Source organism: Helicobacter pametensis ATCC 51478, assembly GCF_000518225.1.
Classification (GTDB): Bacteria; Campylobacterota; Campylobacteria; order Campylobacterales; family Helicobacteraceae; genus Helicobacter_G; species Helicobacter_G pametensis.
In genome coordinates, this window is the sequence record NZ_KI912401.1 from 24,893 (window position 1) to 40,945 (window position 16,053).

The 16,053-nt window shown below is 39.5% G+C and carries 16 protein-coding genes and 1 tRNA gene; 6 read left to right on the forward strand and 11 right to left on the reverse strand.

Annotated features, from left to right (window positions below; all coding sequences use genetic code 11):
* Positions 1 to 21: 21 nt before the first annotated feature.
* The 3 genes from T391_RS0104695 to T391_RS08030 all read right to left on the reverse strand — a co-directional run bounded on the left by T391_RS0104695 (position 22) and on the right by T391_RS08030 (position 3,532).
* Positions 22 to 1,107, reverse strand: a complete 1,086-nt coding sequence (locus T391_RS0104695) for a hypothetical protein (RefSeq protein ID WP_027327356.1) — start codon at positions 1,105 to 1,107, stop codon at positions 22 to 24.
* A gap of 67 nt (positions 1,108 to 1,174) precedes the next feature.
* A complete protein-coding gene (locus T391_RS0104700) occupies positions 1,175 to 2,257 on the reverse strand; it encodes a hypothetical protein (protein ID WP_027327357.1) in 1,083 nt (360 codons plus the stop codon).
* 54 nt (positions 2,258 to 2,311) lie between these two features.
* A complete protein-coding gene (locus T391_RS08030; RefSeq protein ID WP_034583912.1) occupies positions 2,312 to 3,532 on the reverse strand; it encodes a DNA recombination protein RmuC in 1,221 nt (406 codons plus the stop codon).
* 176 nt (positions 3,533 to 3,708) lie between these two features.
* Between T391_RS08030 and ppsA the strand changes: the two genes are divergently transcribed.
* The 6 genes from ppsA (at position 3,709) to T391_RS0104735 (ending at position 9,762) form a co-directional block, all read left to right on the forward strand.
* Positions 3,709 to 6,126, forward strand: coding sequence for a pyruvate, water dikinase (ppsA, locus tag T391_RS0104710; protein ID WP_027327358.1), 2,418 nt, complete (start codon positions 3,709 to 3,711; stop codon positions 6,124 to 6,126).
* Positions 6,127 to 6,135: 9 nt separating this feature from the next.
* The gene (locus tag T391_RS0104715) at positions 6,136 to 7,164 is read left to right on the forward strand and encodes an aspartate-semialdehyde dehydrogenase (RefSeq protein ID WP_027327359.1); all 1,029 of its coding nucleotides are present in this window, start codon (positions 6,136 to 6,138) and stop codon (positions 7,162 to 7,164) included.
* Complete coding sequence (locus tag T391_RS0104720) at positions 7,161 to 7,676, forward strand: YqhA family protein (protein ID WP_027327360.1); 516 nt, start codon at positions 7,161 to 7,163, stop codon at positions 7,674 to 7,676. The genes T391_RS0104715 and T391_RS0104720 overlap by 4 nt, the downstream gene beginning before the upstream one ends.
* Positions 7,677 to 7,690: 14 nt before the next feature.
* Entirely contained in the window at positions 7,691 to 8,713 is a 1,023-nt protein-coding gene (gene hemE, locus T391_RS0104725; protein WP_027327361.1) for a uroporphyrinogen decarboxylase, read from the forward strand.
* Positions 8,713 to 9,636 carry a radical SAM protein gene (locus T391_RS0104730; protein ID WP_051420611.1) on the forward strand — a complete coding sequence of 308 codons (924 nt, stop codon included), beginning with the start codon at positions 8,713 to 8,715 and terminating at the stop codon, positions 9,634 to 9,636. Before hemE ends, T391_RS0104730 begins: the two co-directional genes overlap by 1 nt.
* A gap of 51 nt (positions 9,637 to 9,687) precedes the next feature.
* A tRNA-Asn gene (locus tag T391_RS0104735) sits at positions 9,688 to 9,762 on the forward strand.
* A gap of 93 nt (positions 9,763 to 9,855) precedes the next feature.
* On the opposite strand, the gene T391_RS0104740 is transcribed toward T391_RS0104735, so the two are convergent.
* The 8 genes from T391_RS0104740 to T391_RS0104775 are packed head-to-tail and all read right to left on the reverse strand — an operon-like array spanning position 9,856 to position 15,973.
* On the reverse strand, positions 9,856 to 11,256 hold the full coding sequence (locus tag T391_RS0104740) for an aldehyde dehydrogenase family protein (RefSeq protein WP_034583916.1): 1,401 nt from the start codon (positions 11,254 to 11,256) through the stop codon (positions 9,856 to 9,858).
* Positions 11,249 to 12,112, reverse strand: coding sequence for a polyprenyl synthetase family protein (locus tag T391_RS0104745; protein WP_034583919.1), 864 nt, complete (start codon positions 12,110 to 12,112; stop codon positions 11,249 to 11,251). The genes T391_RS0104740 and T391_RS0104745 overlap by 8 nt, the downstream gene beginning before the upstream one ends.
* Positions 12,072 to 13,184 (reverse strand): DUF7488 domain-containing protein, encoded by a 1,113-nt coding sequence (locus T391_RS08035; protein WP_051420612.1) that lies wholly within the window; start codon positions 13,182 to 13,184, stop codon positions 12,072 to 12,074. Before T391_RS08035 ends, T391_RS0104745 begins: the two co-directional genes overlap by 41 nt.
* Positions 13,184 to 13,489, reverse strand: a complete 306-nt coding sequence (locus T391_RS0104755; RefSeq protein WP_027327365.1) for a YbaB/EbfC family nucleoid-associated protein — start codon at positions 13,487 to 13,489, stop codon at positions 13,184 to 13,186. The genes T391_RS08035 and T391_RS0104755 overlap by 1 nt, the downstream gene beginning before the upstream one ends.
* Complete coding sequence (gene panD / locus T391_RS0104760) at positions 13,482 to 13,856, reverse strand: aspartate 1-decarboxylase (protein WP_027327366.1); 375 nt, start codon at positions 13,854 to 13,856, stop codon at positions 13,482 to 13,484. Before panD ends, T391_RS0104755 begins: the two co-directional genes overlap by 8 nt.
* On the reverse strand, positions 13,853 to 15,166 hold the full coding sequence (locus T391_RS0104765) for a UDP-N-acetylmuramoyl-L-alanyl-D-glutamate--2,6-diaminopimelate ligase (RefSeq protein WP_027327367.1): 1,314 nt from the start codon (positions 15,164 to 15,166) through the stop codon (positions 13,853 to 13,855). The genes panD and T391_RS0104765 overlap by 4 nt, the downstream gene beginning before the upstream one ends.
* Positions 15,163 to 15,732, reverse strand: coding sequence for a hypothetical protein (locus T391_RS0104770; protein ID WP_027327368.1), 570 nt, complete (start codon positions 15,730 to 15,732; stop codon positions 15,163 to 15,165). Before T391_RS0104770 ends, T391_RS0104765 begins: the two co-directional genes overlap by 4 nt.
* Entirely contained in the window at positions 15,725 to 15,973 is a 249-nt protein-coding gene (locus T391_RS0104775) for a NifU family protein (protein ID WP_034583922.1), read from the reverse strand. The genes T391_RS0104770 and T391_RS0104775 overlap by 8 nt, the downstream gene beginning before the upstream one ends.
* Positions 15,974 to 16,053: the final 80 nt, after the last annotated feature.

Below are 16,053 nucleotides of genomic sequence, written 5' to 3' on the forward strand. Positions count from 1 at the left end.
AGATCTTAGAATCCCTTGAGATCAAAATCGATATTTGATCTCAGTATTAAGTCCATTTGTATCAGGGCTACCAACATATTCAAAAGAGATACCAAAATCCCTCATCGGCATAAAATCTGCCCCAACCAAAAACGCAATAGGGTATTTTTCTACCTCCACATTGTAGGCTGAGACGATGCCACCAGTGATCTGAGTGAGATCTCGTCCTTTGGTCGCACCAAAGAGTATCACTCTTTGAAGTCCTACATGTGCTGTAAGAATCCCATGATAGCTATAGCCAATGCGTGGGGCGACATACATCAGTGGTTTTTGGACAAATCCACTGATGTGATTTTTGAGATCATTGAGCTGGACATAACCTCCTGAGAGCATACATGAGGCAAAGAATCCTTTATATCCTAGGAGAAAATTCGCTCCCCCCATAGCGACCCATCCATCAAGAGAATTGCTCATATCTCCCATTTTGAAATCAATTTGACCTATTCCATTTGTAGGCATTGATGCAACACCCACATGTGTAGTCTGATCAGTTTTGATATAGGCAGTTGTTGCAAAAAGCTGCATAAATGGAAGGAGGAATACATCAGCCTTCACCCCAAAAGCCATAGTTTTAGTCTCTACTCTTCCATCTGAAAGTGCCCATTCTTTCTCTTCTCCTGCTCCAAGGAGTTTGTTAAGACTTTGTGCTCCATCTTTCTCAGCACAAATGCTTTGCATGATCTCTTTGTATTCTGGTGGGACGATATTGAGATTGGCACAAAGTGCTTCACCGATATGTTGTCCTAGAGTGCCTTTGAAGTGCTTGACATGGTAGCGCTCATGTGTGAAACTTGATATCAATGAAACTCCGATAGGATTGGGAAAAGTCCCAGGTTGGATATGCATCATGGATTGAAAAAGTGGAAGATATGAGGCACTTTTGGGAATCTTGGAGGGGATTAAATAGTGCATATCTTGGATGGGAAGGTCATCAGGAGGTTTTGGGGCATCAAGAAGGGATTGATCTTGAGGGGATTGAGCCTGATTTTCTTGAGAAGAGAGAGGCACAGAGATCTCTACCCCCCACAAACACAACGAAATAAAAAACAAACAAATAATTTTTCTCATTATTGTCCTTTTTTGAGAATCTTTTGGAAGAGATTCTCGCATCAAGGTTAATTAATGAGTAATGAGATTAGAATCGATAGGCAAGTTCGGCATTGATTCCATTTGTGTCTGGACTGCCAACATATTCCACAGATAGTCCTAAATCTCTTGCAAACATAAACTGAAAGCCTGCGAGGAAATTGATGGGAAATTTATCAACTTCTACAGAATATCCTGCTACAAGCCCACCTGTAGTTTTGCTCAGATCTTTGCCTTCTGTGGCTCCAAAGAGTTCCACTCTCTGCACCCCAACATGTGCGGTGACAATCCCATGATAGCTATAGCCAATGCGCGGGGCGATATACATGAAGGGCTTTTGCACAAAACCTGAGACATTATTGATGCGATCATCAAGCTGGACATATCCACCAGAGATCATCAGCGAGGCAAAGAAACCTTTGTAGCCAATCATAAGATTTGTCCCACCCATGACTAGATATCCATCAAGAGAGTTTCTGATGGTGGAGACAGGGATGGTCATATTATTGGCTGTAGCCTTGCCACCCATAGGCTTAAGAAAGAGATTGATAAGACCTTGCTCGACTCCATTTGCTTCGCGTGCAAAGGGAATCGTAGCTTGTCCGATACGGGTTTCTTGCTCCATATGGAGATAGGCTCCTGTCACAAAGAGTTGCATAAAAGGAAAAAGTAAAATATCAGCCTTGATTCCAAATGTTGATGTGCGTGTCTCTGACTTTCCCTCAGAGAGTTTCCATTCTTGAGGTGTAGTATGAAAAAGTCCATTGCCAAGTTTTATCAGTGTGGGACCTGACTGTGCATTGAATTTTTTGACATTAAATCTTTCCACCAAATGACTTCCGATGAAAGATACTCCGATGGGATTGGGCAATGTGCCTGCTTTGATGCTAAGCAGGGTTTGCAAAAAGGGTAAAAATTCTGCTGTTTTGGGAATGGGAGAGTGAATCAAAAATTTGCTTTCTGTGACAGGAACACTTTCGCGAGGGACGGCGATAGCTTTTTCTCTTTCTTTGATTTTATCAATCAGTCTTTCTTCTTTGTGTTCTTCTTTTTCTTGTTCTTTTTCTTGGGGAAGGGGATCTTGGGCTATGAGTTGCGATCCCAAAAAGAGTGCCAAATAAAACTTTCTCATCATTTTCCTTAGTTGATTGTGTCTCCATTGTGTGAGCAAAGGGGTGATTATATCCTAATCTGCCTTGATGCTTTTTTTGGTTTTGGCACCCAATTCTTTGAGTTTTTCAAAGCGTGAGAGGAGATTGCCATGGCCTGATCTGAGTTTATTGTCTAGATCAGCTTGAGATTTTTGCAGACGATTGATAAGTGTTTGAATCTCTTCAAAGTTTTGCACAACACCGATGAATTTGTCATAAAACTTCCCAATCTCTTCAAATGCTTTTTGTGCATTTTGGTTGCGCTTGATGTCAATCCAAGTGATATGGATGGTTTTGAGCGCCATAAAGAGCGTGTGAGGTGTGGTGAGATAGATCTTTTGAGTATAGGCGTATTGATAAAGAGCGGGATCAGATTCTAATGCTAGATCAAGGAGATTTTGATAAGGAATAAAAAGCAAAATAAAATCATAAGTGTTGGAATCAAAGTCTTTGTAGGGTTTTTTGGCAAGTTCATCGATCCTGTTTTTGAGATTGGAGGCGATTTGAGCTTGTGCATTGGGAGAGTGAGAGTGGAGATCCCAATCAGTGGGAAGAGAGAATTTGGAATCAATGATGATGCTTTTGTGATTCTCAAGATAAACAATAGCATCAGGGATATATCGAGATCCTTCGATACGGAGATTTTCTTGGAGCTTGTATTGTTCACCTTCTACTAATCCGCTGTGCTCTAGGAGCATTTTGAGCTGTATCTCACCAAAGTTTCCTCTGATTTTTTTATCACCTTTGAGAATCTGTGCAAGTTTGTTGGCATTTTGCTCCACATTTTTGCTGTATTCAAACATATTTTTTAGGCTTGTTTGGATGCTTGTTTCATTTTGGGTGAGGCGCTCTGAGTATTCTTTGACTTGCTGTTGGATGGGAGAGAAAATTTCTTTGAGGAGTTTTTTGGAATCTTCATTGAGGAGATTTTTGTTTTGAGCAAGGAGAGTGTTGGTGTGAAGGGTGCTTTGTGAGGTAAATTCTTCTTTGAGGGCTATGAGGTTTTGATCATATTTTTCTTCAAGTCGCTTTAGATTTTGATCATATTGAGCTTGGATCTGCTCTTTTTGTATGCAGAAATCGCGCTTGTATTCTTCTAGTAATTGAGATTTTTGAGAAAGCTCAAGTTCAAGGAGGGCGAGCTGTTCTCTTTGTTTTTGTGTTTTTGTGATGAGTGTTTGTCTGCTAAACCAGATGAGAATACATAGCATCAAGAGTAAGACAGAGCCAATTTGGAAGAGCAAAAGTAAGTTCATATTTATCCTTTGAGATGTGAGTTGCAAAATAAAATGAAATTTTGCATTTATTTTGTGGATTTTTGGATTGGATTTGGTGGATATTGGGTGAGGTGCGAAACACTTTGATGTTTGATTTGAGGATTAAAAATTGTATGATTTTGAAATTTTAAAACTCAAAGTGAATGGGAGAAGGAATGAAATACATCAAGTTTTTTAAAGAACTTAATAATAAAGATGTTCCAATTGTTGGGGGGAAAAATGCAAGCATTGGAGAAATGTTTCAAGAGTTGCTTCCAGTTGGGATCAAAGTCCCCAATGGATTTGCAATCACAAGTGAGGCATATTGGTATTTGCTTGATAGTGCTGGGATTAGAGAGCAGATTGTTGCGTTGCTTGAGGGTGTGGATCCAACAGAGATTGATGTATTGAAAGTGAGAGCCAAGAAGATTCGAGATCTGATTTTTCAAACACCTCTCCCACTAGATCTTAGAGATGAGATTTTGCAAGCTTATAAAATCCTTTCTGATGAATATGGAATGCAAGAGGCTGATGTAGCTGTGCGAAGCTCGGCTACTGCTGAAGATTTGCCTGATGCCTCATTTGCTGGACAGCAAGATACATATCTGAGTGTTAAGGGGCAGAGTGAGCTGATTCATTATGTGAAATCATGCTTTGCTTCACTCTTTACAGATCGTGCGATTAGCTATCGTGCATCAAGGGGCTTTGATCATTTTAAGGTAGCTTTGAGTGTGGGTGTGCAGAAAATGGTGCGAGCAGATAAGGGGAGTGCTGGAGTGATGTTCTCAATCGATACAGAGACAGGATTCAAAGATGCGGTATTGATCACATCAAGTTGGGGATTGGGTGAGAATGTCGTAGGTGGGATGGTGAATCCTGATGAGTTCTATGTCTTTAAACCTACTCTTTTGGAAGGTAAGCGCCCTATCATCAAGCGTCAGCTTGGACATAAGCATCAAAAGATGGTTTATGCACCCAAAGGAAGTGAGCATCCTACCAAGAATATCCCCACAACAGAAAAAGAATACAACTCATTTTCAATCGATGATGAAGATATCTTGAAACTTGCTCGCTATGCCATTTTGATCGAAGAGCACTATAGCAAGGAAGCTGGAGAGTATCGTCCAATGGATATGGAATGGGCCAAGGATGGAGAAAGTGGAGAGATCTTCATCGTCCAAGCACGACCTGAAACTGTGCAATCTCAAGTGATCAAAAAAGGCGGAGGGCAAACGGTAGAAAAATATCGCTTCAAAACTCCTATCGCCAAATCTGAAGTGATTCTCAAAGGGATTGCAATTGGCGGGAAGATCGGAAGTGGGAAGGTTAGGATCATCAATGATATTGAGCATATGGGGTCATTCAAAGAAGGAGAGATTCTAGTCACTGATAATACAGATCCTGACTGGGAGCCAGCGATGAAAAAAGCTGCAGCAGTCATTACCAATAGAGGTGGGAGAACATGTCATGCTGCTATCGTTGCGCGTGAGATTGGTGTGCCGACAATTGTAGGAGCCTTGGGTGCGACAGAACGACTTTATAATGGGATGGAAATTACGATTTCTTGTGCTGAAGGTGAGGAGGGTTATATCTACAATGGGATTCACCCCTATGAAGTGGATGTGATCGAGCTATCAAATTTTGAACAACCCAAAACAAAGATCTATCTCAATATCGGAAACCCAGAAAAAGCATTTGATTTTTCAAGATTCCCAAATAATGGTGTCGGACTTGCTCGTATGGAGATGATCATCCTCAATCAAATCAAAGCTCATCCATTAGCACTTGTGGATATGCAAAATCAAAAAGAAGTCAAATGTGCTCATGAGATTCAAAAACTTATGAGTGGATATGATAGTCCCAAAGATTTCTTTATCCAAAAAATTGCTGAAGGGATGGGGATGATCGCATCAGCCTTCTATCCAAATCCAGTGATTGTCAGGACGAGTGATTTTAAATCCAATGAATATCGTGGGATGATTTGTGGGACAGATTATGAGCCACATGAAGAAAATCCAATGCTTGGATATAGAGGTGCGAGTCGATACTATTCAGAGCAATATAGAAGTGCCTTTGAGTGGGAGTGTCAGGCCTTGGCTATGGTGCGAGATGAGATGGGGCTTACAAATCTTAAAGTGATGATTCCATTCCTTAGAACTCCAGAGGAGGGCAAAAAAGTCCTAGAGATTATGCGACGCAATGGTTTGGAGCAGGGCAAAGATGGGCTTGAAGTGTATGTCATGTGCGAGTTGCCAGTCAATGTGATTTTGGCAGATGAGTTTTTGAATCTCTTTGATGGATTCTCTATCGGATCCAATGATTTGACTCAATTGACTTTAGGTGTTGATCGAGATGGTGAGCTTGTGAGTCATATTTTTGATGAGCGAAATCCTGCGATGCTTGAGATGTTTAAGCGAGCGATTGAGGCATGTAAGCGACACAATAAATACTGTGGGATCTGTGGTCAGGCTCCAAGTGATTATCCAGAGGTTGCTGAGTTTTTGGTCAAAGAGGGTATCACCTCTATTTCTCTCAATCCCGATTCGGTTATCCATACTTGGGAGAGAGTGCTTAAGCTAGAAAAAACTCTATAAGGAATACAAATGAAAAAATACAAAGTGGCGATCGTGGGGGCAAGTGGAGCTGTGGGGGAAGAGATTTTGAGAATCTTGGAGGAAGAAAATTTCCCCATTTCTTCAATCCTTCCTCTTGCAAGTGCTAGAAGTGCTGGAAAATTTGTCGAGGCTTTTGGGAGTGAATGGGAGATCCAAGAGCTCACCCATGAGATTTTTGCCAAAGAGCAGGTGGAGATCGCCTTTTTTTCTGCTGGAGGGAATGTGAGTGCAGAGTTTGCTCCTAGTGCGGCAAAGGCTGGGGCTGTAGTGATTGATAATACAAGTCATTTCAGAATGCAAGCAGATGTTCCCCTTGTTGTTCCAGAGGTCAATCCAGAAGATATCAAAGAATGGAAAAAGAGCGGAATTATTGCCAATCCCAATTGTTCCACGATTCAGATGGTGCAGGTTTTATCACCCTTGCATCAAGAATTTGGTATCAAAAGAGTGGATGTCAGCACTTATCAGGCTGTAAGTGGAGCGGGCAAAAAGGGGATGGAAGAGTTGATTATGCAGATGCAAAAATTTTTCGCCTTTGAGCTTGAAGCATGTCAGCCTCAAGCTTTTCCCCATAGGATTGCCCTCAATCTGATTCCTCAAATTGATGTTTTTATGGACAATGATTACACCAAAGAGGAAATGAAAATGATTGGTGAGACACAAAAGATTATGCATTGCTCATTTCCAATCAGTGCGACATGCGTGAGAGTCCCAGTGCTTAGAAGTCATAGTGAATCAATTAGCATTCATTTTGAGCATGAGGTCGATACTCAGAGGGCAAAAGAAATTTTGAAAAAAGCCCCAAATCTAGTCGTGCTAGATGATCCATCAGAAAAACTCTATCCCATGCCCTCCATCGCAACAGATACAAATGAAACTTATGTAGGACGCATCAGAAAGGATTGCTATGATAGTCATATCTTGCATTTGTGGTGTGTGGCAGATCAGTTGCGTGTAGGTGCTGCGACAAATGCTGTGAGAATCGCACAAAAATGGATTGTGGAGATGGAGGGATGAAGTTCCTCCATAAAATTTTTGCTCGTATTCTCTGGAATTCTCGGTTATTTATTATTTTTGCTGTTGTATTGTCGATGGTGGGATCGATTTTGCTTTTTTTGGTTGCGAGCATAGATATTCTCAAAGCTGTTGGTGCGACTTACCAATATTATATGGGGAATATGGGTGAAGATGCTGATATTCACAATCTTCTTCTAAACGCAATCATTATGGCGATTGATTTGTATTTGATTGCCGTTGTATTGCTTATTTTTGCCTTTGGCTTATATGAGCTTTTTATCGCCAAAATTGAGATCAAAGATGAGCAAAGTTCTAAAGTTTTGGAGATTCATACGCTTGATCAGCTCAAAGATAAGCTAGCAAAGGTGATCGTGATGGCATTGATTGTGGCGTTTTTTTCAAAGGTATTGAATATGGGAATGAAAAATTCGCTAGATATGTTGTATTTTGCAGCCTCAATTCTTGGATTATCGCTAGGGCTTTATTTTTTGCACAAAGATTCTAAACACTAAATCAAAGGATAAGAATGATTTTTATTGATGCCGCTTTAAGGAAGGAAACCCCCTATACACCGATTTGGATGATGCGTCAAGCTGGAAGATATTTGAGCGAATACAAAGAGACTCGTGCTAAGGCAGGGAGTTTTTTGAATCTTTGTCAGAATGTTGAGCTTGCAGCTGAGGTGACTTTACAGCCTATTGATATTTTGGATGTCGATGCAGCAATTTTGTTTAGTGATATCTTGGTTGTTCCCTATGAGATGGGCTTGGGCTTGGAATTTTTGGCTGGTGAAGGTCCAAAATTTCAAAATACAATCCGCTCCATAGAAGATCTCAATCAGCTCAGAGAGGGTGCATCAAATCGTCTGGATTATGTCTATGATGCGATTTCTTCAATCCGCTCGAAACTCTCCAAGGATAAGGCTTTGATTGGATTTTGTGGTTCTCCTTGGACTTTGGCTACCTATATGATCGAGGGTGAGGGAAGCAAAACATACACACATAGCAAAAAAATGCTCTATGCCAATCCCAAGCTTTTAGCAACACTTTTGGAGAAAATCACTTCTGAGCTCAAAGCATATCTTGAGAATCAAATCAAAGCAGGGGCAAATGCTGTAATGATTTTTGATTCTTGGGCAAGTGCTTTGGAGAGAGAAGCTTATTTGAAATTTAGCTGGAACTATATGAAAGAGATCGCGTATGATCTCAAAAAGAAATTTCCACATATTCCTGTTATTTTATTTCCAAAGGGAGTGGGTAGCTATCTTGATCATTTAGATGGTGAGTTTGATGTCTTTGGTGTGGATTGGGGGACTCCAATGGAGCTCGCAAAAGCAAAGCTTGGGAATCGATATGTATTGCAAGGCAATCTTGAGCCTGCTAGATTATATGATTATGAGGCGATGGAAGAGGGTGTCGATCGCATCATTTCTGTGATGGGAAGAGAGGCTGGACATATTTTCAATCTTGGACATGGGATGATCCCAGATTTGCCTAGAGAGAATGCAATCGCACTTGTGCAAATGGTGAGGCAAAAAACAAAACGCTGATGAAGCAAATCGTCTTTGGTCCAATCCTCTCGCGTCGTTTTGGATTGTCTCTTGGTGTTGATCTTTCTCCAATGCTGAAGCAGTGTAATTTTGATTGTGTGTATTGTGAGCTTGGTGGAGCCAAGACTGTGGAAAAAATGACAGATGTGATTGCATTAGAGAAGATCATAGAAGAAATACAAGAAGGGATGGAAAAAAATCCAGAGATTGATGTTTTGAGTGTGACTGCTAATGGTGAGCCAACACTTTATCCTTTTTTGCTTGATTTATCTTCCAAGCTCAAAGTAATGACGAAGAATCGATGCAAGACTTTGATTTTGAGTAATGGCTCTTGTTTTGGGACACCTCAGGTCCAAGAGGCATTGCAAAATTTTGATATCGTCAAATTTTCCCTAGATTGTATTAGTGATCAAAGTTTCAAAAAACTTGATCGCCCGCATAAAAGTTTGAATATCAAGCAGATTTTAGAGGGAATTGAGGATTTTGCTAGAGGATATTGTGGAGAGCTCGTCGCTGAAGTGCTTGTGATTGAGGGGATCAATGATGATTTTGAAGAGATGAAAGAGATTGCTAGTTTCTTAAGAAGGGTTGGGGTCTCAAGAGTGGATCTTGGAAGTCTTGATCGTCCTCCAGCTTATAAGATCAATGGCGTTGATAATGATGTGCTGCTTTCTTTGAGAGAAGCGTTTGAGGGGCTATGTGTGAGTATCCCTACACGCAAAGGTAATCAAAAAATACAAAGGCATAAATTAGCAAGCAAGGAAGAATTGCTTGAGATTCTTGCAAGGCGTCCGATTGCAGAGGATGAGTTTTGTGAGCTTTTTGTCAAAGATAATCTTTCTTTTCTTGAGGAGCTTCTTCAAGAAAAAAGAATCTGTGTCAAAAATGTTGCAAATATGAAATTTTTCACGATGAACTCTTGACAATAGGAGTAAAAAAATATAAAATCCCATTTCACTTTTGAGCTTATTTATTCCGGATTAGCTCAGCGGTAGAGTAGGCGGCTGTTAACCGCTTGGTCGCAGGTTCGAATCCTGCATCCGGAGCCATTCTTATTTCTTCTGATTTTTAATCCATCTTATTTTGTTTTCTTGTTTTTGATTAGAGCTAAGGTTTTGATGTGTTTTCTTCCTTAGAAAAATCTAAGAAAGAAAAGACTTGATAAATTTCATCTTGGATAGGAAGCCAAACATGGGCTTATCATAAGGAGGATATCGTAGAGGAATTTCATAATCAGGAGCTGAATAAATAGCTTTTTTGTGTGAAAAAGTCTCGATACTAAATTTTCCATGATAGCATCCAATCCCACTGTGTCCTACACCGCCAAAAGGCAAATGAGGATTGACAATATGCATAATGCAATCATTGATACATCCCCCACCAAATGAAACAGAATCTAGGATTTGTTCTTGATTGTGTTTGTTTTGACTGAAGATATAGAGTGCCAAGGATTTTTCAAATTTCTTTGTAAAGTCAATGCATTCTTGAAGATTCTCAAAGCTCAAAATAGGAAGAATTGGAGCAAAAATCTCTTCTTGCATAATAGGCAAAGAAAGAGCAGGATTATCTGAAGTGAGTTTGCCAAAATCAATCACTGTGGGTTCAAGCTTTTCTTCATCTTTGTTCCCACCATAGATTTGACCCAGATTGCAATCAAAATCCAAAAGTTTGATCATACGCTCATAATGTCGTGATGAAATCGTTTTACCAATGTTTTGGATGGGTTGATCGCCAAAGAAATGTTTGATTTCATCAAGGAGAAGAGAGAGAAATTGATCTTTGATAGAGTGATGAATCAGCAAGAAATCTGGTGCGATGCATGTTTGCCCAGCATTGAGAAATTTACCCCAAGCGATTCTTTTGACTGCGATCTTGAGATTGGCGCTTTCATCGATGATACATGGATTCTTCCCGCCAAGCTCAAGAGTAGATGGAATGAGATGTTTTGCACAATGTGAGGCGATGATTTTCCCTACAGGCACACTCCCTGTAAAAAAGACAAAATCTGGACGCTCCTCAATAAGGGGTTGAACCACACTTGAATCACCGATCAATACATCAATATAGCAGGAAGGAAAAATACCTTGAATAATCTTTTGAATGATTTGCTGTGTGTGATGAGCATAGTTTGATGGCTTGAGGATTGCACAATTTCCCGCAGCGATTGATCCAATAAGAGGGATTAGACAGAGGGCAAAAGGATAATTCCATGGTGAAATAATCAAAGACACACCATAGGGTTCGTGTTTGATATAGCTTTTGCCCATAAAATGTGTCATCGGTGTTTTGACTTTTTGGGGATTTGTATAGGATTTGAGTAATTTGAGTGTGTGATCAAGTTCATGCAAAACTTGCATCACTTCACTCATATATCCCTCAAAATGGTGCTTATTGAGATCTTTGTGCAGTGCATCCAAAATCTCTTCTTCATGCACTTGAATAGCATTTTTAAGCTTCAGTAGAGCATCTTTTCTGTATTGGTATTTTCGACTTTCTCCAGTAGCGAAAAATTCCTTTTGAGAATGAATGAGTTGTTTAAACATTGAAATATCCTTTGAGTAGAGATAAAAGATTGTTCGCCAATTTTTCATCGAGCGTATGAAGCATACTTTGAATCTGATGAATTTGGTTTTCTAATTCCTTTTGAGCATTTTGAAGCCCCAAAAGATTGACATAGCTATTTTTGATTTCATCACTTTGTGTGGGTTTTCCTGCTTTTTCTTGCGTATAAGTTGCATCAATGAGATCATCACGAATCTGAAAGAAAAGCCCTAGAATGATGCCAAGATCCCAAAGTTTGTCATTTTCTTGCTTTGAAAGATTGGCGATAATCCCCCCCATTTTTAAACTTGAAGCAATGAGTTTAGCTGTTTTGAGAATATGAATTTTTTGAAGTTTTTCAAAATTGAGAGTTTGATTCTCAAAATAACAATCTAGTGCTTCACCTATAATCATCTGACATGCATTGAATGATAATGTAGAGATGAGTGAAGATTGAATTTTGGGATCAAATGAGGATTGTGTGATGAGATAAAAGGCATAGCTATTGAGGAAATCTCCACTTAAAATAGCCGTTACTTCATCATACTTGATGTGAAGAGTTGGATGATTGCGACGCAAAGAGGCATTGTCGATGCTTGGCAAATCATCGTGAATGAGAGAAAAGGTATGCAAGATCTCTATTGAAAGTGCTGGAAGAAATGCATGGTGAAGAAGATTTGGCACATATGCATCGATCACGCAAAACATAAGTGCTGGACGAAATCTTTTGCCTCCATTTTTGACCATCTCCCATATGGCTTTTTGAAAATGTGGGTGAAAGCTTTGGGCTTCTGGGGTGTGGGATTGTAGAAAAGATTCAAAATCCAAAAGGATTGTATCTAGCTTTGATGTAGTCATTTTGTAATCCATTGATGAGATTGAGTGTAAATTGAAAACCATCTCTTGAGATCAATACTTCAAGCTTGCCTTTGGAGACAGCTTGAGTGAGAATCTCTCTTAAGCGCTTTTGAACTTTTTGTGGATCTTGTTTGGTGTAGCTAAAGATTCTTTCTCCATTGATCCAAAGGAGTGCATCGCCTTGGAGTAGGCCTTGTTGAAGATTGTGCTTGCTTGGATCAACGGAGATGATTTTGAGTTCATGATCAAGCTTGATACCAATCCTATCGAAGAAAACATCAGGAAGGAGGAATCCCCCATAACGCTCTTGCACACTGACATCAAAAGTCAGAGTTTGTGGTTTTTTATCTTGGATTCTTTTGATTTTGACGCGTGCGATGGAATCTTTGGGCAGATTGGAGACAAACCATTCAAATTGATAATAATCTTTGATGGGTTGATCATTGATTGAAAGAATTTCATCGTTTTTAAGAAAGGGGACATTGGGAAAAAAGGGATCTACATATTGAACTTTGAGCGTTTGATCTCCTTGTTTGGGTGGATAGAGTCTGATACCAAGATCTCCATAATAGGGCTTATCTTGTGAAAGAAAACGGTTGAGATACTTGCTGTCAATAAAAAAGGTATCTCCCATTCCTAGTCCATAAATCTGATAACAAATATTAGAAATCACTCCATTATTTGGAATCTTCCCACTAAATCTAGCGTAGTTTAAAAATCCTTTTTGGGCTTGGATAATGATTCCCTTTTGTACATTTGAGTGATTGATTGCAGCCACATTGAGAGATTTTGCTTTGGAATCAATGGGCATTAGCATATAGCTTTGCTTGTTTTTTGTGGGTAGATTGAATGCATAAAGACCGATAAATGGATCAGCCTTGATGATTTGGAGATTCTTTGGAGGAGGGGTTTTGAAAAAAGCGACGAAAAACTTCTGTTTGCCATATTCAAGTAGCACTGCTCTTGTGTTGTAGATAGAGATAGAAGCATCTTTATAATATTTTTGACAAAAACTAAAGTCGTATGAAAAGCTTAGGCTCAAACAAACAAGAAGCACACAAATAAAGCGCATCAAGATTGTCCAAAAAGATTGAATCCATTGAGCATATTGAGTGCATCACTTTTTTTGTTCTCATCGACATTGTGATAAGCATCATTGATGGCGCTAATGAGCAAGATTTGTAAGGATTCTTTATCCTCTAGGAGTGAGGAGTCGATATTGAGATCAACCACTTCTCCAGATCCATTCATGCTGACGCTGATGAGACCACCACCACTTTTGCTTGTGTAGATTTTGTTTTTATTTTGTTCTTGGAATTCTTTGGCTTTTTCTTGGATTCCATTAAGCATCTCTGTGAGCTTGCTTGGATCAAACATTATGAACCTCCTTGGAGATATGTTGAATCTTATTTTCTTCATCAACAAATACAACGCTAGGCTTATAGGAATGAAGTTCTTCTTGAGAATAAGATGCATAAGCAATAATGATGATTTTATCTCCACGATGAGCTTTGCGAGCGGCTGCTCCATTGAGACAGACAATCCCTGAATCTTTATCTCCATAAATCACATAGGTGCTGAAGCGCTCGCCATTGTTGATATTGACGATATCGACTTTGATCCCCTCTAAGAGATTGGCACTTTTGGCGAGAGTTTCATCGATGGTAATTGAGCCTTGATAGTTAAGATTTGCATCTGTAACTGTTGCACGATGGATTTTGCTATAGAGCATCTCTAACATCATAAATTATCCTTCTTTGTAGTTTGGGTGGATTCTAGCACAGAGCGGATGACTTCACGATCATCAAAGGGGATGAGTTGATCTTGAATGATTTGATATTGTTCATCTCCTTTGCCCAAAACAAAGAGAATCTCATCAGGCTGTAAATTATGAATCGCTTCTTGGATGCTTGCAAATCGATCAGGATTGCGTGAGATGATTTTGTGTTGGTTTGTGATACCTTGAGCAATCTCATCGATAATTACTTGCGGATCTTCACTGCGTGGATTATCGCTTGTAAGATAGATTTTTAGTGCATATTGATCTGCGATATGACCCATTTTGGGTCTTTTACTTTTGTCACGATCTCCTCCAGCGCCAAAAACAACGACGATTTTTTGACCTTCAAAACTCTCTAGTATTTTTTTCATTCCATCATCTGTATGAGCAAAATCAACGATGATTAAGGGAGTAGTTGAGAGGATTTCCATCCTTCCTTCTACTCCTACAAATGAAAGCAGAGAATGAGAAATTTGCTCCAAAGAGAGAGGGGTGAGCTTGGAGATACAAGTGATGGCAGCAAGGACATTGTAGAGATTGTGCAGTCCGCACATTTTGAGTGTGAGAGATGTGCTTGAAGTGGGGGAGTGAATCTGAGCTGAGATAGATGGAGAGATAGAGAAATTTTGGGCAAAAAAATCAGCTTGATTTTTGATTCCGTATGTGGTTTTGGTTTGGATAGAGGCATTGGGCTCATCAGAGTTGATGATTTGGATTGAGTTATCATCAAAAAAGCTATTTTTGATACGAATGTATTCTTGCAATGTTTGATGAAAGTCAAGATGATCGCTTGTGATGTTGGTGAGGATCTTGGCAGCAAAAGGAATAGAGGCGATACGATTTTGAGCAATTGCATGTGAGGAAACCTCCATGACAAAGAAATCACAATCACTCGCCTCTTCTAGCAAGGCATAAAGCTCCAAAACCGTTGGTGTTGTAAGCCCTTTGAGTCTTTTTTGTTCTCCATTGATAAAAAATCCTCGTGTGCCAAGAAGCGCGACTTTGTAATGGTGAGAAAGTAAAATATGCGCAATGAGCGCGGCTGTTGTGGTTTTGCCATTTGTCCCAGTAATGCCAATGATATGAGCAGGGAGTGTGAAGTGCTGATAGAGTTGATCTTGATGGATGCTTTGATTTTGACTAATAGTGTGATGAAATCGCTTATTGAGTGTGGTTTGCACGAAGAGACAGTCTGGATCTAGGGCATCACTAGAGTGATCGCTGATGGATTTAAATGATCGTTGATGAATGGTGATAGGTTTAGAAATTTTCATTTGAGATGTTTAAATGCCTTTTGCAAGATTTGGTTGAGTTGGAGATCAAACCCTGTAGTTTCGCTGATGTTTTCTGCATATTGGATTGAAAGATCAGCACGCCCTTTGTCAATCAAAAAATTTAGAAACTCATAAACTTCTTCTTTGTGAGAGAAGATAATTTTTGTGCTTAGCGCAAAATCTTCAAATGCTTCTTTGAAGTTTGATTTGGTGAAAACAAAATTTTTGAAATCTTCATATGAGATACATGAAAAGGATTCGGAGTTTTGCGCTAGAGAAGCAAAGAGTTGCTCTGTCTCTTGATTGTCTTTTTGATCCATCGAATTGATGAGATTGATAATTTGCTCTTGTGCTTTTTGAGGAGTGAGCTCAAAGAGGAGGGCATAATAAAACTCCAGCAATCCCAATGCTTTGTGGGAATCTGATTGTGCGATGTCCCAGAGCAAAAATCCCATTTTGGCTTTGAGATTTGATGGATCTTTTTGGATAGCTTGATTGAGAAAATCAAATGCCTTTTGAAATTCACCCCTTGAGAGTGCATTGAGTGCAATTTGTGCTTTAGTCATTCTCAACTCGCACAACAGAGATGTCTGGATGAATATCCATCTTGAGTTGATGTTCAATCTTGTTTTTGAGAGTGATGGTACTGCTTGGACATCCTTTGCATGCTCCTTGTAGTTGAATATAAACACATCCATTATCTATTTTGACCAATTTTAGATTCCCTCCATCTCTAATAAGGTAGGGGCGAACTTTTTCTAGGCTAACTTCGACAGGTTTTTGTAATTCAGAATCTGAGAAAATCAATCCATGCTCCTTTTTTGAAATGACAGCTTTGATTGGCTGTTATTTGGTTATTGCCCTGATTATATAGCGCTTTAATTAAA

Excerpts from the sequence above, each read along its gene's own strand:
- T391_RS0104740 (WP_034583916.1), bottom strand. The coding sequence starts at position 11,256 with ATGTTTAAACAACTCATTCATTCTCAAAAGGAATTTTTCGCTACTGGA.
- T391_RS0104700 (WP_027327357.1), bottom strand. The coding sequence starts at position 2,257 with ATGAGAAAGTTTTATTTGGCACTCTTTTTGGGATCGCAACTCATAGCC.
- T391_RS0104695 (WP_027327356.1), bottom strand. The coding sequence starts at position 1,107 with ATGAGAAAAATTATTTGTTTGTTTTTTATTTCGTTGTGTTTGTGGGGG.
- T391_RS0104755 (WP_027327365.1), bottom strand. The coding sequence starts at position 13,489 with ATGTTTGATCCAAGCAAGCTCACAGAGATGCTTAATGGAATCCAAGAA.
- T391_RS0104720 (WP_027327360.1), top strand. The coding sequence starts at position 7,161 with ATGAAGTTCCTCCATAAAATTTTTGCTCGTATTCTCTGGAATTCTCGG.
- T391_RS0104765 (WP_027327367.1), bottom strand. The coding sequence starts at position 15,166 with ATGAAAATTTCTAAACCTATCACCATTCATCAACGATCATTTAAATCC.
- T391_RS0104770 (WP_027327368.1), bottom strand. The coding sequence starts at position 15,732 with ATGACTAAAGCACAAATTGCACTCAATGCACTCTCAAGGGGTGAATTT.
- T391_RS0104715 (WP_027327359.1), top strand. The coding sequence starts at position 6,136 with ATGAAAAAATACAAAGTGGCGATCGTGGGGGCAAGTGGAGCTGTGGGG.
- T391_RS08035 (WP_051420612.1), bottom strand. The coding sequence starts at position 13,184 with ATGCGCTTTATTTGTGTGCTTCTTGTTTGTTTGAGCCTAAGCTTTTCA.
- hemE (WP_027327361.1), top strand. The coding sequence starts at position 7,691 with ATGATTTTTATTGATGCCGCTTTAAGGAAGGAAACCCCCTATACACCG.
- T391_RS0104745 (WP_034583919.1), bottom strand. The coding sequence starts at position 12,112 with ATGACTACATCAAAGCTAGATACAATCCTTTTGGATTTTGAATCTTTT.
- T391_RS08030 (WP_034583912.1), bottom strand. The coding sequence starts at position 3,532 with ATGAACTTACTTTTGCTCTTCCAAATTGGCTCTGTCTTACTCTTGATG.
- T391_RS0104730 (WP_051420611.1), top strand. The coding sequence starts at position 8,713 with ATGAAGCAAATCGTCTTTGGTCCAATCCTCTCGCGTCGTTTTGGATTG.
- ppsA (WP_027327358.1), top strand. The coding sequence starts at position 3,709 with ATGAAATACATCAAGTTTTTTAAAGAACTTAATAATAAAGATGTTCCA.
- panD (WP_027327366.1), bottom strand. The coding sequence starts at position 13,856 with ATGATGTTAGAGATGCTCTATAGCAAAATCCATCGTGCAACAGTTACA.